The following is a 25483-nucleotide window of genomic DNA, read 5'->3' as shown; positions in this document are numbered from 1 at the left end:
CAGGATTACTTGCCGATCAGGCCGCTGGTGGGCGAGCTTGGGCTGGCGGAGTAGAGCTTCTTCGGCATGCGGCCGGCGAGGAAGGCTTCGCGCCCGGCCTGTACCGCCTTTTTCATCGCCGAGGCCATCAGTACCGGGTTACCGGCACCGGCGATGGCAGTGTTCATGAGTACGCCGTCGCAGCCCAGTTCCATCGCGATGGCGGCATCGGACGCGGTGCCCACACCGGCATCGACGATCACCGGTACTTTGGCGTTGTCGATGATGATCTGCAAGTTCCACGGGTTGAGGATGCCCATGCCGGAGCCGATCAGCGAGGCCAGCGGCATCACCGCGACGCAGCCGATTTCTTCCAGCTGCTTGGCAATGATCGGGTCGTCGGAGGTGTAAACCATTACCTTGAAGCCGTCCTTGACCAGGATTTCTGCCGCCTTGATGGTTTCCACCACGTTCGGGTAGAGCGTCTTCGGGTCGCCCAGCACTTCGAGCTTGACCAGGTCGTGGCCGTCCAGCAGTTCGCGCGCCAGGCGCAGGGTGCGGATGGCATCGTCGGCGCTGTAGCAGCCGGCGGTGTTGGGCAGGTAAGTGTATTTCGAGGGCGGCACGGCGTCCAGCAGGCTGGGCTCTCCAGCGTTCTGGCCGATGTTGGTGCGGCGAATCGCCACCGTCACGATCTGCGCGCCACTTTCCTCGACGGCGCGGCGAGTTTCGTCGAAATCCTTGTACTTGCCGGTGCCTATCAGCAGCCGGGAGGCGTAGGACTTGCCTGCGATAATGAGTTCGTCCATGTCTATAACCAGTGAAGAGTGAGGGGTGAGGAGTAATGGGTTTTTCGCTCACTCCTCACGCCTTACGCCTCACGAATATTAGCCGCCGCCGACTGCGACGACGATTTCCAGTTGGTCCCCGTCGGCCAGCACAGTCTCGCCGAACTGGCTACGCGGCACGATTTCGCCGTTCCTTTCCACCGCCAGACGATTTCCGGTGAGTTTCAGGGTTTCCAGCAACTGGGAGAGGTTCGGATTCTGCTCAAAGGAGTGAGGTGCGCCGTTGACGGTTAGCTGCATCGCCTTCAATATTGCCGTGAGAAAGTGGGATTGCATTCTACCATGCAGGCGTAGCACTATGGTAGAACGAAAGCTTCCACGGTAAGCCTGAGGCAGGGAAGGGAAGCCGTGTCGTCAGGTGTGAGTGTGGGAGCCGCGCATGGCGAGTTCGAGTTTGGTGACGTAGCGCTGCAACAGTGACTGCTCCTGTTGCGGAAGATCGATGAACTGGCAGCCGTAACGCCTGGCAGGGTTGCCGTTCCTGAGTGTGATGTCGGCTGAGCTGCAAATGCGGATGTCGGATGTCAGTTCGCCGAATCCGGGCAGGTTAATGTGGCAGCCTCCAAACAGTGCGCCTTCCTTGAGTGATGGGGAAGATGCTTGCGTCAACATGCCGATGCCACCTACGCTGATGTCCGAAAGAGGGTTGCGGGCGATTTCACCATTGTTAAGCGCGATTTCGCATAGAACCGGTTTGCCAACGGGTGTCGGCACCCGGAAGAGTTCGCGACGCTGAGGCCAGCGTACGACTGAAGGAATCGGAATGGAAAACGCGGCTGCGCCTTCGAAGAGGCAGTGCTCGATTTGCGGGGAAACGAAGCTCACCGGCACACCGGCGTATACCGAGCTGAAATGCAGTCGGGAACAGGCCAGGATACGCTGGGATATCGCTTCGTCGGAAACGTCGTCCAGAATCACCGAAGTTTCTCCGACCTCCAGCAAGCAGGTGGAAAAAATATGATAGCTGTTATCAAAGTGGCCCGTTACATGGCTGCGTTTTTTCTGCAGCTTGTTCAATAATGCCCGGATATCCGCTTCGTTGTTCAGCAGAAAGCGACTCTCATGCTTGTCATCGAGTTGTTCGGTCACGTTCTCACTCCATCCCTGTGGGTGCTTGTGGGGCGTCTACAGCGTCCCTGATTTTTTATGTGTTGAGGTTATATCAACCTGATGAAAATGAAAAGATGAAAAATTTCATTTTGCCATTTTTAGCCTCCTGAATTAACAGTGCCTATCAGACGTTTTTTATAAACCATAGCCTGAATCAGGCCTACTAAAAATACAAAGCAATTATTATACCCAATATGGACGGGCTATATTTATCATTACGTTGCAATTTTTCATGAGACAAATCTCAATGAAAAGTGTAAAAAAAATCGACACTTTTCGATCTGTTTTTGGTTGTTTGGTTCGAGCGTCTTCGAAAAGTGGTTCTTGGCAACAAGGGACCCATTTGCAGGCTTGCAGTTGAGTAATGAGTAGAACCAACGTAAAATCTGCCCTTCTGCGGGTGTAGTTCAATGGCAGAACGGCAGCTTCCCAAGCTGCATACGAGGGTTCGATTCCCTTCACCCGCTCCAGTCTTCATTCCCACCTCAGGATTATGCCAATGAACAAAACCCTGAAATACGGACTGCTTTCCATCGGCGCCATTCTCGTAGCCTTCCTTGCCCTTATCGCACTGGTCGCCGCCACCTTCAACCCGAACGATTACAAGCCGCTTATCATCAAGCTGGTGCAGGAAAAAAAGCAGCGCACCCTGAAGCTTGAGGGCGACATCAAGTTGACCTTTTTCCCCCGCATTGGCGCTGATCTCGGCAAGCTTGCCCTGAGCGATCACGGCAGTGACAAGGAGTTCGCAAGTATCGACAGCGCCCGCGTTTCCCTCGCAGTGTTGCCGCTCCTGAAGAAGCAGCTGGTGGTGGATCACATCCGGATAGACGGCGTCCGGGCGCGGCTGGTGCGTTATCCCGACGGAAGTACCAACATCGATGACCTTTTGAAGAAGGAGGAGGAGTCGGCGCAGTTCAAGTTCGACATCGAAGGTGTCAGTATCACCCGCGCAGGGCTTTCTTTGGATGACCAGATGGCCGGGCGGAAGCTGGATATTTCCGGCATGGAATTTAAATCCGGGCGTTTGGCCAACAGCCAGCCCGGTAAGGTCGACCTCAAATTCACCTTGCAAGGCGAAAGCCCGAAGATCGACGCCCAAGTGGCGCTGGCTAGTGGCCTGCTGTTCGATACCGAGGCCAAAGCCATCACCCTGGATGCGCTGACGACTTCCCTGACCGGCAAGCTTGGTGCCGATGGCGTGGATATTCGGCTGACCTCGCCGAAATTCGAACTGGGGCCAGAGCATGTCGCCGGCAAGATCGATCTGACGGCGAAGTTGATGCAGGCCAAGGGTAACCTGGATCTGGTTCTGAGCGTTCCTGAGTTGACTGGCAAAGGCAGCATCGTTCAAGCCGATACTTTCACTCTGGACGTCAATGGCAAGCAAGGCGACAATAACGTCAAGAGCCGGATCGCCAGCCCGTTCGGTGCCAATCTTGATACGCGCCAGTTCAGCCTGGACAAACTCGTTCTCAGCTTTAATCTCAGCGGTCCGGCCATGCCCAGGCCGCTCAATATGAACCTGGACGGTGCGGCCCAGCTCGATCTCGTCAAGCAGGATGCGCACCTCGAGCTGGCCGGCAAGATCGATGACAGCCCGTTCAAGGCCAGGCTCGGCATCAGCCATTTCGATGCGCCGGCCTATGCTTTCGATATTGCCATCGAGCAGCTCGATGTCGACCGCTATTTTCCGCCGGGCAAACCCGAAGACAAAGTTAAGCAGCCTGAAAAGCCGCTTGATTTCAGCTTCCTGAAAAATCTCAACGCCAATGGCCGGCTCAGCATTGGCGCGCTCAAGGTTGCCAACATCAAGTCCTCCAACATCAAGCTCAACGTCAAAGCGGATGGCGGCAATCTGAATGTCGCGCCAATTTCGGCGAATTTATACCAGGGAACGCTGAATGGTGCGATCTCCCTGCATGGCGCTGGAACGCCCCGGGTAGCGCTGAATCAGAATCTGACCGGAGTCAGTGTCGGCCCGATGCTGAAGGACGCGTCCAATGTCAACATGCTGGAAGGACGCGGTAACGTAGCCCTCGACGTCAACGCCCAAGGCGCCACCATTAGCGCCATGAAGAAAGCTCTACGGGGCAATGCATCGCTCAACCTGCACGACGGCGCGCTGAAAGGTATCAACATCGCCGGCGCAATCCGCAGCGCCCAAGCCAAGTTTGGCTCGCCTCGGGGGGAATCCACGCAGGCCGCCAATGCAGCCGACCGGACCGATTTTTCCGAGTTGAAAGCCAGCTTCCGGATCAATAATGGCGTTGCCCATAACGAGGATCTTTCCGCCAAATCACCTTTGCTGCGCCTGGCCGGAAATGGTGATGTGAATATTGGCGAGAGCTCGATGAATTATCTCGCCAAGGCAACCGTGGTTGCTTCTTTGGAAGGCCAGGGCGGCAAGGAGCTGTCCGCGCTCAAGGGCATGACCGTGCCGGTGCGCGTAACCGGGCCGTTTGCTGGGCTGAAATACAGTCTGGATTTCAACGCCATGGTCTCTGAGGTGGTTAAGCATAAAGTCGAGCAGAAGGTCGAGCAAAAAAAAGAGGAAATCAAGTCGCGTCTTGGCGAAGAGCTGAAGGGCAGCCTCAAGGGGCTGTTCAAGTAAGTTAAGCGTCCATGCAGAATTTTTCACGGCGCCTGATCGAGTGGCAGAAACAGCATGGTCGACACGGCCTGCCTTGGCAGCAGACCCGCGATCCTTACGCGGTGTGGCTGTCGGAAATCATGCTGCAGCAGACCCAGGTCGCCAGCGTCATCCCCTATTACCAGCGTTTCATCGCGCACTTTCCCGATATTGCCGCCCTCGCTGCCGCATCTCAGGACGAGGTGCTGGCCCACTGGAGCGGGCTCGGCTATTATGCCCGCGGACGCAACCTGCACCATGCCGCGCAACTCGTGGTGGCGCAGCATGGCGGTGTTTTTCCGTCTGATTCAGAGTCAGTCGTGGCGCTGCCCGGCATCGGTCGCTCCACAGCTGCCGCGATCCTGGTTTTTTCCTTCGGTCAGCGCCGCGCCATTCTGGACGGCAACGTCAAGCGCGTCCTGGCACGCTGCTTCGGCATCGCCGGCTATCCCGGCGTCAAGGCGGTGGAGAACCGGTTGTGGCAGCAGGCCGAAGCACTGTTGCCCGAATCCGGCATCGAAACCTATACCCAAGCGCTGATGGACCTGGGTGCCACGCTGTGCGCCCGCAAGCCTTCCTGTGCTGCCTGCCCCCTCGCCTCTGGCTGCGTCGCCTACAATGAAAAGCGGGTGGCGGAGCTGCCCGAGCCCAAGCCGCGCAAGCTGCTGCCGCAGAAGGAAACCGCCATGCTAGTCCTGCTGCGTCAGGGCGAGGTTTACCTGGAAAAACGGCCACCCACCGGCATCTGGGGCGGCATGTGGAGTTTACCCGAGGCGCCGGTCATGGAGGTAGACGCGCTGGCCCGCCTCGACATGGAAGGCAGGGAAGGCAAGCCGCTGCCGGAACTGCAGCATACCTTCACCCATTTTCGTCTGCGTATCGTGCCGCGGGTATTCGAGGTGACGGCGCTGCAACCGGGCGTTCGCGAGCCGGGCGGGTTGTGGATCACGCCGGCGGATGCGATGGGGGCGGCGCTGCCCAAGCCGGTGAAGGATATCCTGAAGGGGCTGGCATGACCGAACCAACCATTTCGCTGCTGGAAAGACACTGGCACCATCTGCCGGCGAACGAGGTTGCAGAACTGCTCGACAGCGATCTGGTGCACGGCCTGAATGCCGACGAGGTGCTGCGTCGGCGTGACACCTTCGGCGCCAATTTGCTGACGCCAAAGAAAGGCAAGCCGGCCTGGCTGCGCTTCCTGTTCCAATTTCACCAGCCCCTGATCTACATCCTGATTGCCTCCAGCGCGATTACCGCCTTCCTCCAGGAATGGGTGGATTCGGGCGTGATTTTCGGAGTGGTGCTGGTCAACGCGGTGATCGGTTACATTCAGGAGGCCAAGGCGGAAGATGCGATCGCGGCGCTGGCAAGGATGGCGGCGAGCGCTACCATTGTGTTGCGTGATGGCATCAAGCAGCCGCTGCCTGCTGCCGAACTGGTGCCCGGTGATGTAGTGCTGCTCGCGCCCGGCGATAAGGTGCCGGCCGACCTGCGCCTGTTCCGCACGCGCGAGCTGATGACCGACGAGGCTTCGCTGACCGGCGAATCCCTGCCGGTGGCCAAGCTGACCGTACACTTGGAGAAGGACGTCGTCTTGGCAGAGCGGGCCAACATGGCCTACGCCAGTACGCTGGTGACCAGCGGCCAGGGCACCGGGGTGGTGGTAGCTACCGGCGACACCACTGAAACCGGCCGGATTTCGCGCCTGATCGCCCACGCCACCGACCTGTCCACGCCGCTGACCCGCAAGATCGAGCATTTCAGCGCGATCATGCTGTACGTGATCCTCGGCCTGGCGGTGTTTACCTTCGTCGTCGGCACCTGGCGCGGCGAGGCGCCGGTGGAGATGTTCATGGCGGCGGTGGCGCTGGCGGTGGGAGCGATTCCCGAGGGCCTGCCGGCGGCGATCACCATCACCCTGGCCATCGGCGTGTCGCGCATGGCCAGGCGCCGCGCCATCATCCGCAAGCTGCCGGCGGTGGAGACTCTGGGCGGCGCGACGGTGATCTGTTCCGACAAGACCGGCACGCTCACCGAGAACCAGATGACGGTGCAGGAAATTTACGCCGGAGGTGAAACCTTCCGCGTCAGCGGCGGCGGCTATGCAGCGCAGGGCGAGATCAGCCTGGATGGCAAGGTGGTGGCGCCGCAAGGCGCGCTGCGCGAATGTCTCGTCGCCGGCGTGCTGTGCAATGATGCCGTCCTGGTCGAGCGCGAGGGTCGTCGCGAGGTCGCCGGCGACCCTACCGAGGGCGCCCTGCTGGTGGCGGCGGAAAAGGGCGGGCTGGTGCCAAGTGAACTGCATGCCGCCTATGCGCGTCGCGATGAAGTGCCCTTCGATTCGCGTTACCAGTACATGGCCACTTTGCATGGCGATGTTGTGTACATTAAAGGTGCTCTGGAAAAGATCCTCGACCGCACCAGCGCGATGCTCGACCCGGAAGGCCGGGAACTTGTTCTCGACCGGGCGGCGATCGAAGCCCATGCCCATGCCATGGCCTCGCACGGCTTGCGCGTGCTGGCGCTGGCCAGGGGCGCGCCGGAAGAGGGGGAGGCGCTCGACCATCGCCACCTCGGCAACCTCGTCTTCATCGGCCTGCAGGGCATGATCGACCCGCCCAGGGCGGAAGCGGTCGCGGCGGTGAAGGCGTGCCACGCGGCGGGCATCGCGGTGAAAATGATCACCGGCGACCATGCCATCACCGCCGCGGCCATTGCCGCACAACTCGGCTTGGGCGAGGGCGCGCCGCCGCTCACCGGCCGGCAAATCGCCGCGCTGTCCGACGCCGAGCTGCGGAAAGCGGTGCGCAATACCACGGTGTTCGCCCGCGTCGAGCCGGAACAGAAGCTGCGGCTGGTCGAGGCCCTGCAGGCCGAAGGCGAGATCGTGGCAATGACCGGCGACGGCGTCAACGACGCACCCGCGCTGAAGCAGGCGGACATCGGCATCGCCATGGGCATAACTGGCACCGAGGTGGCCAAGGAGGCCGCCGCCATGCTGCTCACCGACGACAACTTCGCCTCGATCGAGGCGGCGGTGGAGGAAGGGCGTGGCGTCTTCGACAACCTGGTCAAGTTCATCACCTGGACACTGCCGACCAATTTCGGCGAGGGCTTCGTCATCCTCGCCGCTGTCGTGCTGGGCGTGACCTTGCCGATCACGCCGCTGCAAATCCTGTGGATCAACATGACCACCGCCGTGCTGCTCGGCCTGATGCTGGCATTCGAGCCGATCGACCAGGACGTGATGCGCCGCCCGCCGCGCCATCCCGCTGCGCCGATCCTGACAACAGCGCTGATGCTGCGTATCCTGCTGGTTAGCGCTATGCTGCTGGGCGGGGCATTCGGCCTGTTTTTGTGGGAGCTGGAAACCGGAGAAAGCCTGGAGCAGGCCCGCACCGTGGCGGTCAACGTGTTTGTAATGGGCGAGCTGTTCTATCTGTTCAACTGCCGCTCGATGACCCACTCGCCGTTCCATGTCGGATTTTTTTCCAACGCCTGGCTGTGGAGCGGGGTCGGACTGATGATCCTGCTGCAGCTGTTTTTCACCTATGCGCCGGTGATGAACCGCCTGTTCGCCAGCGCGCCGATCGGCCTCGACGACTGGGCGCGGATCGTGGCGGTCGGGCTGGTCATTTATTTCGTCATCGAGGCGGAAAAAGCCTGGCGGCGGAGGGGTTAGAATAGAGCCATGCTGATCGACACTCACTGTCATCTCGATGCCGCCGAATTCGATGCCGACCGCGACGAAGTGGCGGCGCACGCCCGCGCAGCCGGGGTCGGGGTCATTGTGGTTCCCGGCGTGGAGCGAGCCGGCTTCAGCGCGCTGTTGGCGACTTGCGAGCGCTATCCCGGCTGCTTCCCGGCGCTGGGCATTCATCCCATGTATGTGGATAGCGCAGTGCCGGAAGATTTAACTGTGCTGCGCGAGTTGATCGTTCGGCACCGCCCGGTTGCTATCGGTGAAATCGGCCTGGACTTTTTTGTGCCGGATTACGACCGCGAGCGTCAGGAATTCTATTTTGCCGAGCAACTGAAAATTGCACGGGAATTCGACCTGCCGGTGTTGTTGCACATCCGTAAGGCGCAGGATACGGTGCTGAAGTTTTTGCGCCTTGCCAAGGTGAAAGGCGGCATCGCCCATGCCTTCAACGGCAGCCGCCAGCAGGCGGAAGAATTCATCAAACTGGGATTCAAGCTCGGCTTCGGCGGTGCCATGACTTATGACCGCGCCACCAGGCTGCGCGAGCTTGCCGCCACCCTGCCGCTGGACAGCATCGTGCTAGAAACCGATGCGCCGGACATTCCGCCGGCGTTCATCGGCAAGGCGCGCAACAGCCCGGAATACTTGCCACGCATCGCCAAGACCCTGGCTGAATTGCGTGGCATCGGCCTGGACCAGGTCATCGAGGTGACTACGGTCAATGCTCGGGGAATCATGAAAGGACTGGGATGAGGAAACAAGCAACCCTGCGCATGGCTTACCTGTCGATCGTGACCTCGGTCGCGACGATGGCGCTGAAATTCGGCGCTTATTTCCTCACCGATTCGGTGAGCCTGCTTTCCGACGCTGTCGAATCGCTGGTTAATCTCGCCGCCGGCCTGATTGCCCTGACGGCGCTGATCATTGCTTCCCGTCCTGCGGATATCGACCACGCCTACGGTCACGACAAGGCGGAGTACTTTTCCAGCGGCGCCGAAGGCGCGCTGATTCTGGTGGCGGCGGCATCCATCATCTATGCCGCAGTGGGGCGCTTCCTGCATCCTGCTGCGCTGGAAAACCTCGGTCCCGGCCTGATGGTTTCATTGCTGGCGGCGGCACTCAATTTTGCCACGGCACGGGCCATGCTCAAGGTGGGAACCCAGTACGATAGCATCATTCTGGAAGCGGATGCCAAGCACCTCATGACCGATGTCTGGACCTCGGTGGGGGTGGTGGCGGGCTTGGGCGTGGTGATGTTTGCGCCACCCTCTTGGCAGATACTCGATCCGCTGATGGCGGTGGCGGTGGGGCTCAACATCATCTTCACCGGGTTCCATCTGTTGCAGCGTTCCTGGAGCGGGCTGATGGACGCTGCCCTGCCGGTCGATGAGGTAAAACAGATCGAGACGGAGATCGGCAAATTATTGCCCAATGGCACCTCCTTTCACGACCTGCGTACACGTAAATCCGGTTCGCGCCGTTTCATCGATTTTCACCTGCTGGTGCCTGGGGCTAGTACAGTGAACGAGGCACATGCCCTGTGCGACCGGATCGAGGAAGCGCTCGAGCGCACCTTGCCCAACACCGCGGTGACGATACATGTCGAGCCGCTGGAAACGCATAAACTTGAAAACAGCAGTTCATCCGCTCTTTACAAAACGTGAGCAGATTTGTCGCCTAGAGGCGCCTACTTCTGGAGCCTGGATGCAGGCCATAGGCCGGAATCCGGGGCGCCTGTGGAATGCCTTCCCGGATTCCGCTACGCTCCATCCAGGCTACCTGTTTGGTTCCGGCTCGTCCTGATTGGGTATATCCGTGTACATCCGTGGCTAAAAAAGGCTCTTAAATGCAACCCCAATTTGAACGTACCCATATTTTGATCGGCGATGAAGGCATCGCCAGGCTGGCATCCAAACATGTGTTTGTTGCCGGTCTTGGCGGTGTCGGCTCGTACTGCGCCGAAGCACTGGCGCGCGCCGGCATCGGCCGGCTGACCCTGCTCGACCACGACGTGGTGGCGGCTTCCAACATCAACCGCCAGCTTCCGGCCTTGCTCTCCACCGTGGGCCAGTCCAAGGCGGAACTGATGGCGGCACGCATCCGCGACATCAATCCCGAATGCCAGGTGACGGTGATCCGGCAGTTTCTCAATACCGAAAATGTCAACGACCTGGTGCCGGGAGACTGCGATTACGTGGTGGACGCGATCGATTCGCTGGCATGCAAGGTGGCGCTGGTGGCGGAAAGCCTGAAGCGCGGCCTGAGGGTGGTTGCTAGCATGGGGGCGGGCAATCGCCTTGATCCGAGCAAGATCAAGCTCGCCGACATCAGCCAGACCGAAATGTGCCCGCTTGCGCGCCAGATGAGGAAACGCCTGCAGCGCCACGGCATACGCAAGGGTCTGTTGACAGTGTTTTCCGACGAGCAGCCCAGCGCGCCGCTGCCGCCCCAACCGGTAGAAGGATCGGGGCGTCCGCGCGCGGTTAACGGGACGATCAGTTATATGCCGCCACTGTTTGGCTATATGTTGGCGGGGGCGGTGATACAGAAGCTGCTTGAGTCCGATGGGCAGGAACAAGGGGTTGCTTCAAGCCAGTAGCGTGATGCTGTACTGCGCAAGACACGGCGGCTTTGCTTGTTGACGCCTTATATGGGTTACTTTCCTCCCATCCGCAGCCACATAACCGCAAGCCGCCCCATGCCCCAGCGATGCAAACCCAGCCCAAGCAGGATGAACGCAGCGCCGAACCAGACTTGGGGTAGCACCTCTTCGTTGTTCAGGACATGGCCCAGCAACAGCGCCATGACCGGAGTGATGAGCGTGATCAGTGCCACGCGCCCGGCTTCCATGTACTTGATCATGTAGAAATACAGCACGAAGCCCAGCACCGAGCCGAACACTCCGAGGTACGCGGTGGCGATCAGCGCCCGCTGCGGCAGCGCTGCGGGCAAACTCCCATCCGCCCACCACCATGCAGCAAAGAACAGCGGCAGCCCTACCGCCAGCGTACCCAGCGTCATCGCCAGCGGATGGCTGTCGTCTCCGATGCGCTTGATCCACACCAGGCCGAACGACTGCATCGCCACTGCACACAGCAGGGCCAGGATGCCCAGCAATGCACCCGGCCCCAGTTCCAGTCCACCCTGGAACACCAGTCCCAGTCCGACCATACCGAGAACCATTCCGAGTATCTTGTTGGCGGTCAGCGCCTCCTCATCCAGCCACAACACTGCTCCCAGGCTGGTAATCAGCGGCGACAGCCCGAACAGCACCGAGATCAGCCCGGAAGAGACATATTGCGCCGACCAGTAGGTGAGCGACATGGCGCCGAACAGGCTCAACCCACTGGCCAGATAGGCCAGTCGCGCCTTGCGGTGCAGCGGGACGCGAATACGCAAGGCCGCCAGCAGGAGCACGCACAGCAGCGTGCCGATCGCCATGCGTGAAAACACCGCAAAGCTGAATCCCACCCCCAGCGCGCTCCACTTGATGGCGAGCGGCGTGGTGGACCAGATCAGGATCACTGATACGAATGCGAGCGGCAGCGACATTCCATACTCCTCAAACGACAAAAAACAAAAAGGCCACGGAGATCGTCCGTGGCCTTTTGGGAAACTGCTGAAACTAAAACTGTTTAACGCTGACTCTCCCGGCCACGGAACGAAGAGCGGCACGCCTTGTGCAGGCGGGCGACTGGGCGGACTCGGACTAGGGTTAGAGATTGGGAATTCATGGGGTGATTATCGGGGGAGGGGCGGAGAGGTGTCAAGCCTGAAATGACAAAATCATGTTTCTGTTTGGGCCATCAGATTTGGTGAATAAATAATCAATGGCAATCAAGCGAGTCTGAACCCATCGATTTTACGGTTTTAACGTGGAGCTAAGGGGCGCGCCGAAGGCGCGTCCCAGCGACCGGAGGGAGCGAGCTTGAGCGCATGGTTAGGCGTGTTTAGGGACATGTTTAGACGCCAACATTTCTTTGGTTGGTAAGTAGATAATTCCTAGCCTCGGAGATAGATGTGCAGACTAGCAGTCGGTCACGAATATCATCTAGTGGATGCTTTATTTCTGGAAACATGAGTTGAAGTCCATGAATATAGGCATCGAAATCGCCAGCTATTTTTGCGCTGTACTCCCAAACAGTTTGTATTGGTATTGTGCCAAAAAAACCAAGTTTAAAAATTTTAACAGCTGCATTTGGTGGTCCTGAAATTGAAATAAGAATTCGTTCTCCACTCTCAAATTTGATTTGGCAGAAGCATTGTTTGTTGTTTTTTGCATAAGTAATAACTTTTCCCATGTCAAAAATCCCTTAGGACAGAGTGGAGGCGTAGTGTGACGTGACGTCTAACGTAGAGTTAACCGGGAGCGCGGCTTTACCGCGCGATCCGGTTGAACGCCGGGTTGGGGTGCAGAATGAACGAGATCATTTGGTTTGCGGTTATTTTTGCTGTTGGCTATGCGGTGGGGATTCCTGTTGGCATTTCACAAGAGCGCCGACGCCAAGAAGAACGAGACCGATAATGATCGGGCCAAGTATTTTTTCTCGGCACCAAGTCAAAGATGCGCGAAGCCGTGCAAAGCGTGGTGAAGGATGTAGTCGCTCATCGTATTGGTCTACCCATGTTTCACCACCAGGGTATTTTGGCCCATTTCCATCAGGAGGAGTTTTATCAGTCATGGAAACACCCAACGTAAAGTAGACAACCTATTTGACGTAAAACATTGCGTCAAAAGTTTGTCCATTTCTGTATAAAATTTAATTTTAAGCATAAATTCATCATGTTGCATAAATTTAGTACATCCTAATACAAATGCCGACAACCTCAGAATCCTTACCCCCATCTGCAACCGAGTTGCTTGATCTAGTGCGGGCGCAATGCGCCTGAAGCGTTACAGTATTCGCACTGTACAGGCCTAGCTTGATTTGGATTAAACGATTTATTTGTCATTTTGACAAGCGTCATCCGAATGAGATGAGAGATAGCAGTCTGGATGGAGTACGAGTAGGCGCAATCGCTATCGTGCTGAATGAAAATGCAGTGCAGGTTTATACGGTGACGGGTTTTGAGTGCGCTACGCGCAAATGTTTAGATGCCGGGGGCTGCCCGGCAGCAGGTTACTTTATTTTGCTTGCCCAAAATACAAGTAACCAAACAAAAAGGCACCCTGCCGCGCCGGCCCTGCGGGCTACCTTCGGTTTCACGGCCAAATTGGGCGGCTGCGCAACTCGCCCTAGCGGGGTGCACACCCCGCACCCCACCGCGGAGCTCGAACAGTGCTCGCCTTCATCCCAATTAGACCGCCAAACCGAAGCGGCGCAGAAGGGGATTTGGGTTTTGTGGGCGAGGTCTCGCCGTGCTCCCCCTCTCCCTAGCCCTCTCCCCGTTGGGGCGAGGGGATGGTGTTGTGGTGGTTTTGTTTTGGTTCCTTCCACTTCAAGGGGAAGGTCAGGATGGAGATGGGGTGGTTTTGATGTTCGGTCCCCTTGGTCCACCGCCGAGTAGCGCAGCCAAGTCGGGAGATTTCTGCGAGGATTGTCTGAGCGCATAGCGCGAGTTCCGCAGCAGCCCGGCTTGGCGAGCAACGCAGGGAACCCCGAAGGGGCGGTGGATAGGGGCGGCTTTCTTTGGTTACTTTCTTTAGCCGTTTAAAGAAAGCAACTAGCCCGCCGGGCTACCCCCGGCACCTAAGCATCCGCGAAGCGAACAAAACCACAACCAAGCAACCGCACAACCGCTCCGCTTCACCCATCCTACGTTCTGGTCTATGCTATGAAAATAATTCTGAATTTCCACATTGCTTTCGGCTGGAGGGTGAAATGAATAAGCATGCCTTGCACATTGCCTTGGTTACCGCATTTGCCAGTTATCTTCCGGGTGCGTTTGCGGCTCCGGTCAATTACGAAATGAACTTGCGCAGCTATTCGGGACTGGGTGCGGGAGGCGCCACCGGCATGATGTCGGCGATGTTCGGCGGCAAGGGAGGCATTTCCAAGCAGATGGATCTGCGGCTGGCCAATCCTGCCGATATTCCCGGCGGCTATAGTGCCGAGCACATCGTGCCCGAGGGCATGCGTATTGGCCCATCGCTGCCACTGAAGGGCGAGCGGCGCGGCACGGGGGGTGGTGGTAGTTCGGAGTCTGAGCAGCCCGAAGGCAAAATGCTGATTTATTGGGGTTGCAGTGAGACCGTGCTTAAAGGACAGCCGGAAGTGATCGACCTGAAAGCCATGAGCAGCCGCCTATCGCCGGAGGTGGCGGCGATGGCCCAGCAGAGCCGCAAACGCAAGGGTGGTGGCGATGCTGGCGAAACCCTGCCGCCGCGCACGCTGTGGTGGCCGTATGGCGACAATGCGTTTACCGGAATTCCCGCCGAAGCCTCGGTAGTCGGTGAGCATGTGGTGAAGGCCAGCTTCATGCAGCAGGAGATTCGCTATGCCCTGGACAAGGACATGGATTTTCTCGAAGCGCTCAACTTCAAGTCCGGCAGTTCCGATCTCAAGGCGGCGATTCCCCTGAAATGGGATCAGCTTTCCCGTGCCAAAGGCTATAACCTGAATGCCGTTGGCGCAGTCGGCGACAAGGAAATTATCATCTGGATGGCGGCCAGAAACAAGAATCCGATGCTGCCGGGCAGCCAGAGTAGCTGCACGATTCCGGCCGGCATTTTCCAGAAGACATCGGGGGCCATGGCAATGGCGGAGGCGGTCGGACCGACCAGGGGCTTTGCCTATCCGTCGCTCAAGCCCGGTGAGAAAAAACCGCTGATCTGGACCGTGAAAGTGCGGGTGAGCGGATTCGATAATCTGATGCTCGGGATGGGAGACGTTGCCAGGGATGCGGCCACCGATGCGGCTGCGGATTCAGTGGTGCCGGGCGGAGGCAGCGTGCTCAAGTCGCTCAAGGGCTTATTTGGGAACTGACACGGCTAAATTCTCAAAAAGTTATCTGTAGTCCAGGCGAACCAGATCAATCCGGTTTCTGCGCAACCAGCAATGCTTCAGGAACCAGGCGCTGAATCGATGTAACCAGCTCCAGAATGATTCCCGGCCGGCAATTGACCGAAACCCACAGCACATTGATCTTTAGATTGAGATTAACGAAGACGACTTCGCCGTGCTGTTCCAGGGCTTTCTGGAGATTGTTCAGGGTGGTGTTGATGGCGTACTGGGGACGGCTGCGCAATCCGGGTATCAGCATCATGAAATCTGCCAAGGGGCGCCCGTCCTCACCATGCGTTGGCACGATCTGCCACAAAGGTGTGCCGGGTTCTATCGCTACCCCCGAAAAAGGAAGATTGTTGCGAAACTTGACGAGGCTCATGTTCCTCCCTTGGGGTGTCCGGCGACAGCAAAGGCAGCACCATCAATCGATAGGGTGCGGCATTTAATGTCTGGCCAGCTTACCCAGTTCAGTCAGTATCGAATACACTAGTTCTTGCCCCTGCACGCTCATGCCTTTGGCCAGCTTGTCGGCATCCCGTTCACCGCCCACGAGTTTACGCATCATGCCGCCCAGTTTGGCCATGTCGCCGCCAGCCCGTACCATCTGTTCAGCCATGTTGGCCAGCATATGCAATGCTTCTGGGCTGCCTTTCCCCGCTGCATCGATCATGGCGGCGAGTCCTGGTGCGGCCAGGCTGGCATCAGGCTTGGCATTAGGGTCAGGCAAAGTGGAAGGGTCTTGAATCCCGCACAGAATGGTCTCGACAATTGTGCGGTCCTCTTCATCCAGCCCCAATAGCACGCTGGTATCCCGCTTGCCGTTTACCACCTGGCGGATCACCGCCACCAAGGTAGCCCAACCGCTCTTGGCGGTCATTTCCAGCATCTGTTCCAATTGGGGCAGGAGCGCCCGGTTCTGGCAAGCCATCACCACGTTATTAATCAAGGCCGCATGGAATTGCACGATTTGCTGTTTCTGGTCAGAAAGTAATTTGGACACTTCGTCGATCCCTCGAAATTTTTCAGGGCATGCTTCACGGCATACATGGTTCATGATACAAAATGGGACTGAAATTAAACAGTTGGCTGCCGATTGTTTTCAGCAGAAAAAAAGAAGACAAGTAACGCAAGTCATGTGCGTCGGCTACTGTGCCGATAGGTTGCATGCAAATTTTCTTCCGCTACGTGCGCCGATGCAAGTGGAAATTTTGGATATATTGGGTCAGGAGGAAAACGACTGCGTGAATGGGTCAGATCTATAAACCATGCTTATTCCGCCAGAAGAGCTACCGTCGTTTCGGCCGTCATTTTATTGATATCAAGCTGCACCACACAGTATTCGGCCTGTTCTTCGACCGGCGTGGGGTCATCCGCACAACTGCAGCCGGGAGTAATCCCGAAATAAAAAATACCGACTTTTGCACTTATAAAACCGGCTTTCTCGGAAAGGCTGATAATTCGCACCTTGAGTTTGTCATCCAGGGCATAGCTGCTGGTTGATAATCCCTGCTGCAAGGGTAGCTGGTCAGCACCCAGTTGCTCGATTTCCGACTTGAGGATGTCCTCAAAATCAGGGGTTCCCCAGGAGTTTAGTGATTCAGTGAGTCGAATCATAGGCTAACTATTCCAGACCAAGGAAATCTGGCGCTTAATAGCCGGCGGCCTTTTCGGCGGCTTCTTTTTGCTCCTGGCTCGCCTGTTCGACCGTCCTCCCGACGCCCTTGGCCTTGTCCAGCGCTTCGCGCTGCGGCGCGAACAGCTTGGCGGCGGATTTGTCCGGTTCAGTGTGCGGTACCGGCGGCTTGTAGGGTTTTTCCTCGCAGGCGGTGAGCAGCGCCGTGGTTAGCAGTAATACTATCAGTCCGATGTGTTTCATGATGTTTTCCTTTTAAAGTCCGGTCGGCAGGCCGTCTATGCTGATCCGGTTCTTTTCGAACTGGTAGTCGCGCACGCCCTGTTCGCCTTTCTTTTCCACCCAGCGCAGCAGAGCCTCGCGTTCTCCAGTATAGGTGTAGAGGGGCACGCCTGCACCGCAGGAGGTTTGCAGCGATTCGATGTCGAGCAGGATGATCTGGCGCGTGCCGGGCAGGGTGGGGAATTGCGCTGCGAGCGTAGCCCATTCGGAATCGCCCGGCCTGATGGCGCGCCCCCGGCCATACAGGCGCAGGATCAGGTGGCTGCCCTCGAAGGCGCAGAACATCAGCGTCATGCGCCCGTCTGCCAGCAGGTGGGCGGCGGTTTCGTTGCCGCTGCCGGTGAGGTCGAGATAGGCCACGCGCCTGTCGTCCAGTACGCGCAAGCCGTCCAGCCCTTTGGGCGAGAGGTTGATGCGTCCGTCATCGGGAGCGGTGGCGACGAAAAAGATGTGCTGCCGTGCGATGAAGGCTTTGAGGTTATCGTCGAGTTGTGGGTAGAACTTGGCCATTATTCGTCTCCACCCCAGCGAGCCATCAGCTGGTGTTCGACGCCGAGATGATCGAGGATGCGCGCCACGATGAAGTCCACCACTTCGTCCACGCTCTGGGGGTGGTGGTAGAAGCCGGGGTTGGCGGGGAGAATGACGGCGCCGGCGCGGGCCAGTTTCAGCATGTTCTCGAGATGGATGACAGAAAATGGCGCTTCGCGCGGCACGATGATGAGCTTACGGTTTTCCTTCAGCATCACGTCGGCGGCGCGCTCGATCAGGTTGTCGGACAGACCCGCTGCAATCGAGCCGAGCGTGCCCATGGTGCAGGGGCAAACCACCATGGCGTCGGCCGGGTTGGTGCCGGAAGCCACCGGGGCGAACCATTCGTCGCGGCCGAACACTTTGAGCTGTTCGGGCGATGCGCTGTAGCGTTCGCACAGCATCTGCTGCGCCTCCTGCGGGCGGGAAGGCAGGGTCAGATCCATTTCCTGTTTCGCCACGATCTGTGCTGCCTGGGAGTAAAGCAGGTAGACCCGGCTGCCGCTTTCCAGCAGGCATTGCAACAGGCGCAGGGCGTAGGGCATGCCGGAAGCGCCGGTCAGCGCCAGGGTGATGGTCTTGTTATGGGTTTTCATCTTTCTGATTGTAGGCCAGGTAAGCGGCGCGCTCAATGCTGCGGTGCGGATGTGTCGGGCGGGGGAGCTGCAGGCTGCGGGTTGGTGGCCGCAGTTGCCTCCGCTTCAGCCTTGAGCCTGGCCTCTTCCTCTGCCGCCATTTTTTCCGCAGCCTCTGCCTTTGCTTTGGCCTCGGCCCTTTGCCGGTCTTCCTCATGTTTTTGTCGGACCAGCGTGCAGAGGGCTTTTTCGAAGACGTCGCCGAGGCTGTCCGGGATGATCGGGGCGGGGTCGCCTTCCTTGGTCGGGGCGTATTCGAAGAGTTCTCCTGCCGGGGTGTAGAGCAGGTAGCTGATCAGCTTGAGAGTGTGCTCGGAGCAGTGGATGCGCTCGCGGTACAAGGCGCTGGCAATGAGCTTGTCCTTGAAGGGTTGAGGCGTTATGAAAATCACTTTCTTCCAGTAGGTGATCTCGTCGTCATTCAGGAACAGCTTGGATCGGTCGTAAAAGTACAGGTTTGGATCGGCTGCAGTGTGGATCTTCACCCATTCGGCCGCGGTCGCGACAGATGATGCGGCTGTCAGGCAGGTAAGAATCAGCAGGAGTGCGCGCTTCGTCCGAGATTGCCCGTTAGCCATGAAACCCTCTCCTCAATCCTCTCCCGCAAGCGGGAGAGGAGGCAAACGTGAAAGGCACTTGTTTTGAATTTGCGGCGTCCGGGCGGGGATGGATTCCTCGCCCTCGGCCAGGAGATTGGCGGTGATCAGTCCGTTTACGGTGCCGAACAGCAGCGCGGCGGCGGCGAAAATCGGGGCGAGGTAGAGGATGCCGGCATGCGGGATCAGCCACAGGTAAACTACGGCCATTTGCCCGGCGATATGGACGAAGGCGGCGATGATGCTGAGAGAGATTGCACCGAACCATCTTCTCGGCAGATGTCGCGCCAGCGCCAGCGCGGCGAGGCTGGCTGCCGCCCCGGAAAAGCTCAGGACGAATGAAGGGGAAAGAAAGGTGCCGAGGATCAGGCTGCCCGCCACTACCCGTAGCAGCGAAACCCACACGGCAGCGCGCAGGCCGAAACGCTCCAGTACCAGCAGGGTGACGATGTTCGCCAGTCCCGGCTTAATGCCGGGCAGCGGCGAGGGGATGACAGCTTCCATCACGGAAAGACCAATGGCGAACGCAGACAGCTGTGCGATGCGGTGGTCTTCGGGGGTGGTCTGGATGTTAATAACCGAGCGAGTCAAAACAAGCGCCCTTCACGTTTGCCCCCTCGCCCGCTGGCGGGAGAGGGTTGGGGAGAGGGAGTTATTTCCGCGTGGGCACAAAGGCGGTGCCCACCCTATCAATCTAATAACTAAGTGAATCATATAATTTCTTCGCACCGGTCAATTCCAGGCTGACTTGGTTGGGCAGGCACAGTGCGGCTTCCCCGGCTTGGCTCAGCCAGCCCTGTTTGACGCAGTACTGGCGTGGGCTGGGGTCTTCGGCTACGCGGGCGCGGCGGTTGCGGATTTCGATGCGGCTGGTACCGAGCGGGCCATGGGCGAGGTAGCTGCGGTTTTCAGACAGGCTGAGTTCGGCTACCACTTTGCCGCCGCTGCGTACTACCGCTTTGTTGGCAGCATGGCCTTGCCACAGGGCGGCAAACAGCCAGGCCGTGATGATCATGCCGGCAAGCAGCACCAGCCAGTCGCCGGTTTTTATCAGGCGCAGCATCAGCTCAGCTCGCGATGCCTCACCATCGTCTGCTGCCCGTCGGTGTGGAAATGTTCCATTAGTTTTTCGGCGAAATACACCGAGCGATGCTGACCACCCGTGCAGCCCAGGGCGACGGTCAGGTAATTGCGGTTGTCGCGGATGAAGCAGGGTAGCCAGTCTTCCACAAAGCGGCGGATGTCGCCCAGCATTTTCTGTACGCTGGCATCGCTTTCCAGAAAGGCGGCAACCGCGGCATCCTTGCCGGTAAGTGGGCGCAGCACAGGGTCATAATGGGGATTGGGCAGGCAACGCACGTCGAAGACGAAATCGGCGTCCAGCGGAATGCCGTGCTTGAAGCCGAAGGACTGGAACAGCAGGGTCAGCCGGGAACGGTCGAAATCCACGAATTCCTTGATCCAGGCGCGCAGGGTGTTGGGATTCAGGTCGCTGGTGTCGATGCGGTGGCCGAGGTCGCCCACCGGTTCGAGCAGGTCGCGCTCGAGCTGGATGCATTCTTTCAGGGTGAACTGGTCGCTGCTCAAGGGATGGCGTCGCCGCGTTTCGCTGAAGCGCTTGACCAGGGTGTCGGTTTTCGCTTCCAGAAACAGCAGGCGCAGGTCAAAGCCCTGTTCCTTGATCTGTGTAATGATTTGCGGCAGCTGATCGAGCGTGCCGCTGCTGCGCACGTCGACGCTGATGGCGATGCGCGCGTGGCCGGCCCGGTCAAGGTAGCCGGCGATGTTGGGCAGGAGTTGCGCCGGCAGGTTGTCCACGCAGTAAAATCCACAGTCTTCCAGCACGGTAAGAGCAATGCTTTTGCCGGAGCCGGAGAGGCCGCTGATCAGGATGAGTTGCATTTTCAGGGTGAGCGGTGATGAGTGAGGGGTGAGGGTGCGTTGTTCATTCTTCTTCCCTCGCGCCTGCCATCAGGCGTTCGTGCCGCTCGACGAATTCGCGCGTGCTGCTGATCCCGCGCTTGCGCAGGATGTGGTTGCGCACCGCGACTTCCACCATCACCGCGATGTTGCGGCCCCCCGCAACGGGGATGCGTACCTTGGGAATTTCCACGTCAAGGATGTTCTGGCTGAGCTCTTCGATTTGTAGCCGGTCCTGCGACGAAATTATCAGCTCGGACAATTTGATCAGGTTGACGATCAGTTTGATGTTCTTCTTTGGTTTTACCGAGGTCTCGCCAAACAGCATGCGGATGTTCAGCACGCCGAGGCCGCGAACTTCCATGAAATCCTGCAGCAGCGCTGGGCAGCGTCCCTCCACGGTTTCCGGCGAAACCAGGTAGAAGTCCACTATATCGTCGGCGATCAGGCGGTGGCCGCGGGTCACCAGCTCCAGCGCCAACTCGCTTTTGCCGATGCCGCTTTCACCCGTGATCAGCACTCCCATGCCCTGTACTTCCAGAAAAACGCCGTGCAGGGAGATGGACTCGGCCAGTACCTGGGTGAGGTAGTGGTTGAGCACGTTCATCAGGTAGGGGCTGGGTTGCGGCGAGGTAAACAGCGGTGTCTGGGTGTGGTTGGCGGCATCTAGCAGTACCTCCGGTACTGGCTCCTTGTTTGCGACGATGATTGCGGCAAGCTCGGTGGAGAATAGATGGCTGATGGCCTGAGTCAGGGCAGCCTGATCCAAGCTGCGCAGGTAGTCCATTTCTGCGCAGCCGAGCACCTGTACCCGATTGGGATGGACCAGATTAAGGTGGCCGATCAGTGCCAGGGTCGGCTTTTGCACGATTTCACCGGTGAGCTGGCGGGCTCCGCCCTCCATGCCGGCGACCCAGACTATCCCTAGCTTATCGTGGGTTTCGTCGAACAACTGCTTTACGCTTATTTGTGACATGGCTACGCCGTTAGCAATTGATAGATTTCTGTAGGATCGTTACTGGCCTGCAATTTCTCGCGCAGCTGGCGATTGCTGAACATTTGCGCCAGTTCGCCGAGGATTTGCAGGTGCAGGTCAGTGGCCTGCTCCGGTACCAGCAGGACGAATAACATACTGACCGGCTGGCTGTCGGGTGCATCGAAGGAAATGGGTGTTTTCAGCTTGAAGAAAGCGCCAGTGGCGACACTCAGGCCTTTGATCCGGCCATGCGGGATGGCGAACCCAAAGCCGAGTCCGGTGGAGCCGAGTTTTTCACGCGTGATAAGGCTGTTGATCACCTTCTTGCGCGCTAGCTGCAGGTTGTTTTCGAACAGCCGTCCAGCTTCTTCGAATAGCTGTGCCTTGCTGCCTACGTCGAGGCCGCAGAGGACGTTGCCTGGGGGCAGTATGCTGGCGAGGTGACTCATATCCGGGTTTTTTGGCTTGGCGCGGCGGTAATTTTTGTTGCCGCCGCGCAATGTGTTACTCGGCGATCTGCTGGTGCTTGCCGCCGCTGCCGCGGTTAGGGCCGCCGTTCATTTCCTTGTGCTTGACGATCTGGCGGTCGAGCTTGTCCACCAGGCTGTCGATTGCAGCGTACATGTCGGCATCCTCGGATTTTACGAAAATATCCTTGCCGCTGACGTGAACGTTTACTTCGGCTTTCTGTACGAGTTTTTCTACTGCGAGGATGACGTTGACGTCAATGACGTGGTCGAAGTGGCGGGTAACCCTGCCGAGCTTGTCGGTGACGTAATCGCGGATGGCGGGGGTCACTTCAACGTGGTGGCCGGTAACATTGAGGTTCATTTGATGCTCCTTCGGGTTGATTAAAGGGTCTTGCGGAAACTGACCGCGGGGATTTGCATGGACTCGCGGTACTTTGCTACGGTGCGTCGGGCAACGACTATGCCCTGTTTTGCCAGAATATCTGCGATCTGGCTGTCGGAAAGGGGTTTTTGCGGGGTTTCTGCCGCCACCAGCTGTTTTATCAGCGCACGGATAGCAGTGGATGAGCAGGCGCCACCGGTTTCCGTGGCGCAGGAGCTGCCGAAAAAATATTTGAGCTCAAACGTGCCGCGTGGGGTGAGCATATACTTCTGTGTGGTGACGCGCGAGATGGTGGATTCATGCAGTTCGACCGCTTCGGCGATCTCTCTCAGTACCAGAGGGCGCATGGCTACGGCGCCGTGTTCGAAGAAATTCCGCTGGCGCTCGACGATGGCCTGGGAAACACGCAGGATAGTCTCGAAACGCTGCTGGATGTTCTTGATCATCCATTTCGCTTCCTGCATCTGGCTCGACAGGTGCTGCCCGCTGCTTTCGCGGTTGCGCCGCAGAATGTCGGCGTACATGCGATTGATGCGCAGCTTGGGCATGACCTCCGGGTTCAGGGTGGCGACCCATAGGCCCTTGACCTTCTTCACCTCGACGTCGTGCTGGATGTAGCGTGTGTCCAGGTTGGCGAAGGCGGCGCCGGGGCGCGGATTGAGACCGGTGATCAAGCTCTGGGTGGCACGCAGGCCATCGTCGTCGAGGCGCAGCAATTTTTTCAGTTTGGTGAAATCGTGCGCAGCCAGCAGGTTAAGGTGCTGCTTCGCAAGGGAAAGAGCTTGCTCTCTATAGGGGGTTTCAGGCGGAAGGATTTCGAGTTGCAAAGCCAGGCATTCCCCCAGGTTCCGTGCGCCGACACCGGGCGGATCGAGGTTTTGCAGGTGGTATAGCGCAGTGTGCAGCTCGATCGGTTCGATCTCCAGTTCGGGCGGCAATAGCGCGGCGAGTTCATCCAGGCTCTGGGTGAGATAGCCGTCTTCGTCGAGGGCGTCGATCAGCAAGGCGACAATTCGCTTGTCGTGTTCGGACAGCGAAGTGAGACCTAACTGCCAGTTGAGGTGATCGCGCAGATCCACTGCTTCGGCACGTTGCGAAGAGTAGTCGCTATCCTCTTCATCGTCATGCGCAGTCCACGGGCTATCCTGATCCCAATCGTTTTCGGCAAGTGAGGCCGGTTCGGCGGGGGATTCGTCGGCAGTGCCGCTGGAGGCGGGCTGTGTGGTGAACTCATCCGGCTTGCCGCCACTGGTATCTGATACTTCTTCACTTTCCGTATCGCCTGTGCTTTCCACACGTTCGAGGAATGGATTTTCCTGGGTGAAGGTGTCCAGTTCCTGGTCAAGTTCCAGCGTCGACAGCTGTAGCAGCCGGATGGACTGCTGCAGCTGCGGCGTCAGGGTCAGGTGTTGCGAAAGTTTGAGTTGTAGGCTGTGCTTCATATTTTTTTCCCGGGAGAGTGCAGGTACGGTGCCTGGAGCGGGTTCACCGTTACATCCGGAAGTGTTCTCCCAGGTAAACTTTTCTTACATTTTCATTATAAACGATTTCATCGGGATTTCCGCTGGCCAGCACCTCGCCGTCATTGATAATGTAGGCGCGGTCGCAAATTCCCAGGGTTTCCCGGACATTATGGTCGGTGATCAGCACCCCGATGTTCTGTGAGGTGAGGAAGCGGATGATTTTCTGGATATCGATCACGGCAATAGGGTCAACCCCGGCAAAGGGCTCGTCCAGCAGGATGAAGCGCGGCTGGGTGGCGAGTGCACGGGCGATCTCCACTCGTCGGCGCTCGCCGCCGGAGAGGGAAAGCGCCGGGTTGTTGCGCAGGTGGTTGATATGCAGCTCGTGCAGCAGATCGTCCAGGCGCTGTTCAACCTGCCCCGGCTCTAGCGCTTGCAGTTCGAGGATCGCCCGGATGTTTTCGGATACCGTCAGCTTGCGGAAGATCGATGCTTCCTGGGGCAGGTAGCTCAAACCCAGCCGGGAGCGGCGGTGGATAGGCAGGTGGCTCAGCTCTTCGCCGTCGAGGCGGATGCTGCCGCCATCCAGCGGCACCAGTCCCACCATCATGTAGAAGCTGGTGGTCTTGCCCGCGCCATTCGGCCCGAGCAAACCGACCACTTCGCCGCTGGAAACATCCAGCGAAACGTTTTTCACTACCTGGCGCGATTTGTAGCGCTTTTTCAGGCCTTGGACGATCAGTTCACTCATAAATGCAGTTCCGAGTCCCGAGTCCCGAGCTTTCCTCAGGATTTAGCACTAAGCACTTTCTATTCTTCTCGTGGATTGGCGATATTTTCGGCAGGTTTCAGCGTGGCAGCCCCGGTGGCTGGCGCTGCGGATTTCTGCTTCGGCTGTATCACCGTGCGAACCCTGCCGCGCGGGTTGTTGGCCGTGGCGGTTTCCTTGCCGCCGATGACCTGGAAGAATTCGGTCTTGCCGTCATAGGAAATATAATTTCCATGTGCTTCATCCAGGCCGCGCTTCATGCGTGCCTGGCTGAAAAGCTGCACCAGATCCTTCTTCTGGTCGTATTCGATGCGTAGGGCATAGCCTTCGATGTACTCGTCGTAGCCTTCGCGCTTTTGTCTGAAGCTGGCCAGGTTGCCGTAAGCCGTCCCGAGCTGGAAACCTTCGGCATCCTCCGTGACCACCAGCTTGTTGGCGCGGATTTGCAGCGTGCCTTGGGTGAGAATGACATTGCCTTCGTAGATGCTGATTTTCTTGGCATCGTCCACAGTGGCGGTATCCGCCTCCAGGTTTATGGGCTTGTTCCGATCCGCTTTTTCCGCATGAGCCCAGGGCGTGGCTGCCAGCAATAAAGCTGTCCACAGGC

29 protein-coding genes and 1 tRNA gene are annotated in these 25483 nt (G+C 58.4%); 8 read left to right on the top strand and 22 right to left on the bottom strand.

Annotation, left to right across the window (positions count from 1 at the left end; genetic code table 11):
* Window positions 1-5 precede the first annotated feature (5 nt).
* The 3 genes from SCT_RS06715 to SCT_RS06705 all read right to left on the bottom strand — a co-directional run bounded on the left by SCT_RS06715 (window position 6) and on the right by SCT_RS06705 (window position 1916).
* A complete protein-coding gene (locus SCT_RS06715) occupies window positions 6-788 on the bottom strand; it encodes a thiazole synthase (protein WP_059420741.1) in 783 nt (260 codons plus the stop codon).
* Between the two features lie 78 nt (window positions 789-866).
* Entirely contained in the window at window positions 867-1067 is a 201-nt protein-coding gene (gene thiS / locus SCT_RS06710; protein ID WP_059420735.1) for a sulfur carrier protein ThiS, read from the bottom strand.
* Between the two features lie 114 nt (window positions 1068-1181).
* The gene (locus tag SCT_RS06705; RefSeq protein ID WP_059420733.1) at window positions 1182-1916 is read right to left on the bottom strand and encodes a flagellar brake protein; all 735 of its coding nucleotides are present in this window, start codon (window positions 1914-1916) and stop codon (window positions 1182-1184) included.
* 417 nt (window positions 1917-2333) lie between these two features.
* On the opposite strand from SCT_RS06705, the gene SCT_RS06700 reads away from it, so the two are divergent.
* The 7 genes from SCT_RS06700 to SCT_RS06670 all read left to right on the top strand — a co-directional run bounded on the left by SCT_RS06700 (window position 2334) and on the right by SCT_RS06670 (window position 10871).
* Window positions 2334-2407: transfer RNA gene (locus SCT_RS06700), tRNA-Gly, on the top strand.
* Window positions 2408-2436: 29 nt separating this feature from the next.
* Window positions 2437-4551 carry an AsmA family protein gene (locus SCT_RS06695; RefSeq protein WP_059420730.1) on the top strand — a complete coding sequence of 705 codons (2115 nt, stop codon included), beginning with the start codon at window positions 2437-2439 and terminating at the stop codon, window positions 4549-4551.
* A gap of 11 nt (window positions 4552-4562) precedes the next feature.
* Complete coding sequence (mutY, locus tag SCT_RS06690) at window positions 4563-5585, top strand: A/G-specific adenine glycosylase (RefSeq protein WP_059420724.1); 1023 nt, start codon at window positions 4563-4565, stop codon at window positions 5583-5585.
* The gene (locus tag SCT_RS06685; protein ID WP_059420722.1) at window positions 5582-8251 is read left to right on the top strand and encodes a cation-transporting P-type ATPase; all 2670 of its coding nucleotides are present in this window, start codon (window positions 5582-5584) and stop codon (window positions 8249-8251) included. The genes mutY and SCT_RS06685 overlap by 4 nt, the downstream gene beginning before the upstream one ends.
* Before the next feature lie 9 nt (window positions 8252-8260).
* A complete protein-coding gene (locus SCT_RS06680) occupies window positions 8261-9025 on the top strand; it encodes a TatD family hydrolase (RefSeq protein WP_059420716.1) in 765 nt (254 codons plus the stop codon).
* Window positions 9022-9936, top strand: a complete 915-nt coding sequence (locus SCT_RS06675) for a cation diffusion facilitator family transporter (RefSeq protein ID WP_059420713.1) — start codon at window positions 9022-9024, stop codon at window positions 9934-9936. Before SCT_RS06680 ends, SCT_RS06675 begins: the two co-directional genes overlap by 4 nt.
* A 182-nt stretch (window positions 9937-10118) precedes the next feature.
* Window positions 10119-10871, top strand: coding sequence for a ThiF family adenylyltransferase (locus SCT_RS06670; RefSeq protein WP_059420710.1), 753 nt, complete (start codon window positions 10119-10121; stop codon window positions 10869-10871).
* A 56-nt stretch (window positions 10872-10927) separates the two neighbouring features.
* On the opposite strand, the gene SCT_RS06665 is transcribed toward SCT_RS06670, so the two are convergent.
* From SCT_RS06665 to SCT_RS17055, 3 genes are all read right to left on the bottom strand, one after another.
* Complete coding sequence (locus SCT_RS06665; RefSeq protein ID WP_059420708.1) at window positions 10928-11824, bottom strand: DMT family transporter; 897 nt, start codon at window positions 11822-11824, stop codon at window positions 10928-10930.
* A gap of 410 nt (window positions 11825-12234) precedes the next feature.
* Complete coding sequence (locus SCT_RS17060) at window positions 12235-12573, bottom strand: hypothetical protein (protein WP_144408235.1); 339 nt, start codon at window positions 12571-12573, stop codon at window positions 12235-12237.
* 141 nt (window positions 12574-12714) lie between these two features.
* Window positions 12715-12954: a hypothetical protein gene (locus SCT_RS17055; protein WP_144408234.1), complete on the bottom strand. Its 240-nt coding sequence runs from the start codon at window positions 12952-12954 to the stop codon at window positions 12715-12717.
* A gap of 1140 nt (window positions 12955-14094) precedes the next feature.
* Here SCT_RS17055 and SCT_RS06660 point away from each other — a divergent pair.
* On the top strand, window positions 14095-15198 hold the full coding sequence (locus SCT_RS06660; protein WP_059420706.1) for a hypothetical protein: 1104 nt from the start codon (window positions 14095-14097) through the stop codon (window positions 15196-15198).
* Window positions 15199-15244: 46 nt separating this feature from the next.
* Here SCT_RS06660 and SCT_RS06655 read toward each other — a convergent pair whose 3' ends face one another.
* The 16 genes from SCT_RS06655 to lptA form a co-directional block, all read right to left on the bottom strand.
* Window positions 15245-15598, bottom strand: a complete 354-nt coding sequence (locus SCT_RS06655; protein WP_059420704.1) for a hypothetical protein — start codon at window positions 15596-15598, stop codon at window positions 15245-15247.
* Window positions 15599-15661: 63 nt separating this feature from the next.
* Entirely contained in the window at window positions 15662-16219 is a 558-nt protein-coding gene (locus SCT_RS06650) for a hypothetical protein (RefSeq protein ID WP_059420892.1), read from the bottom strand.
* Window positions 16220-16488: 269 nt separating this feature from the next.
* Window positions 16489-16833 (bottom strand): hypothetical protein, encoded by a 345-nt coding sequence (locus tag SCT_RS06640; protein ID WP_059420700.1) that lies wholly within the window; start codon window positions 16831-16833, stop codon window positions 16489-16491.
* Window positions 16834-16867: 34 nt separating this feature from the next.
* A complete protein-coding gene (locus SCT_RS06635) occupies window positions 16868-17095 on the bottom strand; it encodes a hypothetical protein (RefSeq protein WP_059420697.1) in 228 nt (75 codons plus the stop codon).
* 12 nt (window positions 17096-17107) lie between these two features.
* The gene (locus SCT_RS06630; protein WP_059420692.1) at window positions 17108-17644 is read right to left on the bottom strand and encodes a pyridoxamine 5'-phosphate oxidase family protein; all 537 of its coding nucleotides are present in this window, start codon (window positions 17642-17644) and stop codon (window positions 17108-17110) included.
* The gene (locus tag SCT_RS06625; RefSeq protein WP_059420689.1) at window positions 17644-18261 is read right to left on the bottom strand and encodes a flavin prenyltransferase UbiX; all 618 of its coding nucleotides are present in this window, start codon (window positions 18259-18261) and stop codon (window positions 17644-17646) included. Before SCT_RS06625 ends, SCT_RS06630 begins: the two co-directional genes overlap by 1 nt.
* A gap of 32 nt (window positions 18262-18293) precedes the next feature.
* Window positions 18294-18878 carry a surface-adhesin E family protein gene (locus SCT_RS06620; protein ID WP_059420687.1) on the bottom strand — a complete coding sequence of 195 codons (585 nt, stop codon included), beginning with the start codon at window positions 18876-18878 and terminating at the stop codon, window positions 18294-18296.
* A gap of 12 nt (window positions 18879-18890) precedes the next feature.
* The gene (locus SCT_RS06615) at window positions 18891-19487 is read right to left on the bottom strand and encodes a Gx transporter family protein (RefSeq protein WP_059420686.1); all 597 of its coding nucleotides are present in this window, start codon (window positions 19485-19487) and stop codon (window positions 18891-18893) included.
* Between the two features lie 103 nt (window positions 19488-19590).
* Window positions 19591-19959 (bottom strand): NusG domain II-containing protein, encoded by a 369-nt coding sequence (locus SCT_RS06610; RefSeq protein ID WP_059420682.1) that lies wholly within the window; start codon window positions 19957-19959, stop codon window positions 19591-19593.
* Window positions 19959-20798 carry an RNase adapter RapZ gene (gene rapZ, locus SCT_RS06605; protein ID WP_059420680.1) on the bottom strand — a complete coding sequence of 280 codons (840 nt, stop codon included), beginning with the start codon at window positions 20796-20798 and terminating at the stop codon, window positions 19959-19961. The genes SCT_RS06610 and rapZ overlap by 1 nt, the downstream gene beginning before the upstream one ends.
* A 43-nt stretch (window positions 20799-20841) precedes the next feature.
* Window positions 20842-21792 (bottom strand): HPr(Ser) kinase/phosphatase, encoded by a 951-nt coding sequence (gene hprK, locus SCT_RS06600; protein WP_059420678.1) that lies wholly within the window; start codon window positions 21790-21792, stop codon window positions 20842-20844.
* Window positions 21793-21794: 2 nt separating this feature from the next.
* Entirely contained in the window at window positions 21795-22241 is a 447-nt protein-coding gene (locus tag SCT_RS06595; protein ID WP_059420889.1) for a PTS sugar transporter subunit IIA, read from the bottom strand.
* Between the two features lie 55 nt (window positions 22242-22296).
* Window positions 22297-22623, bottom strand: coding sequence for a ribosome hibernation-promoting factor, HPF/YfiA family (hpf, locus tag SCT_RS06590; protein ID WP_059420676.1), 327 nt, complete (start codon window positions 22621-22623; stop codon window positions 22297-22299).
* A 20-nt stretch (window positions 22624-22643) separates the two neighbouring features.
* Window positions 22644-24086 carry an RNA polymerase factor sigma-54 gene (locus tag SCT_RS06585; protein ID WP_059420674.1) on the bottom strand — a complete coding sequence of 481 codons (1443 nt, stop codon included), beginning with the start codon at window positions 24084-24086 and terminating at the stop codon, window positions 22644-22646.
* A 49-nt stretch (window positions 24087-24135) separates the two neighbouring features.
* The gene (gene lptB, locus SCT_RS06580) at window positions 24136-24858 is read right to left on the bottom strand and encodes an LPS export ABC transporter ATP-binding protein (RefSeq protein ID WP_059420668.1); all 723 of its coding nucleotides are present in this window, start codon (window positions 24856-24858) and stop codon (window positions 24136-24138) included.
* Window positions 24859-24917: 59 nt separating this feature from the next.
* Window positions 24918-25466: a lipopolysaccharide transport periplasmic protein LptA gene (gene lptA / locus SCT_RS06575; RefSeq protein WP_237759619.1), complete on the bottom strand. Its 549-nt coding sequence runs from the start codon at window positions 25464-25466 to the stop codon at window positions 24918-24920.
* Between the last annotated feature and the right edge of the window lie 17 nt (window positions 25467-25483).

Source organism: Sulfuricella sp. T08, from assembly GCF_000971475.1.
Lineage (GTDB): Bacteria > Pseudomonadota > Gammaproteobacteria > Burkholderiales > Sulfuricellaceae > Sulfuricella.
The sequence above is the reverse complement of the archived record's forward strand: the minus strand, read 5'-3'. Positions and strand labels throughout refer to the sequence as shown.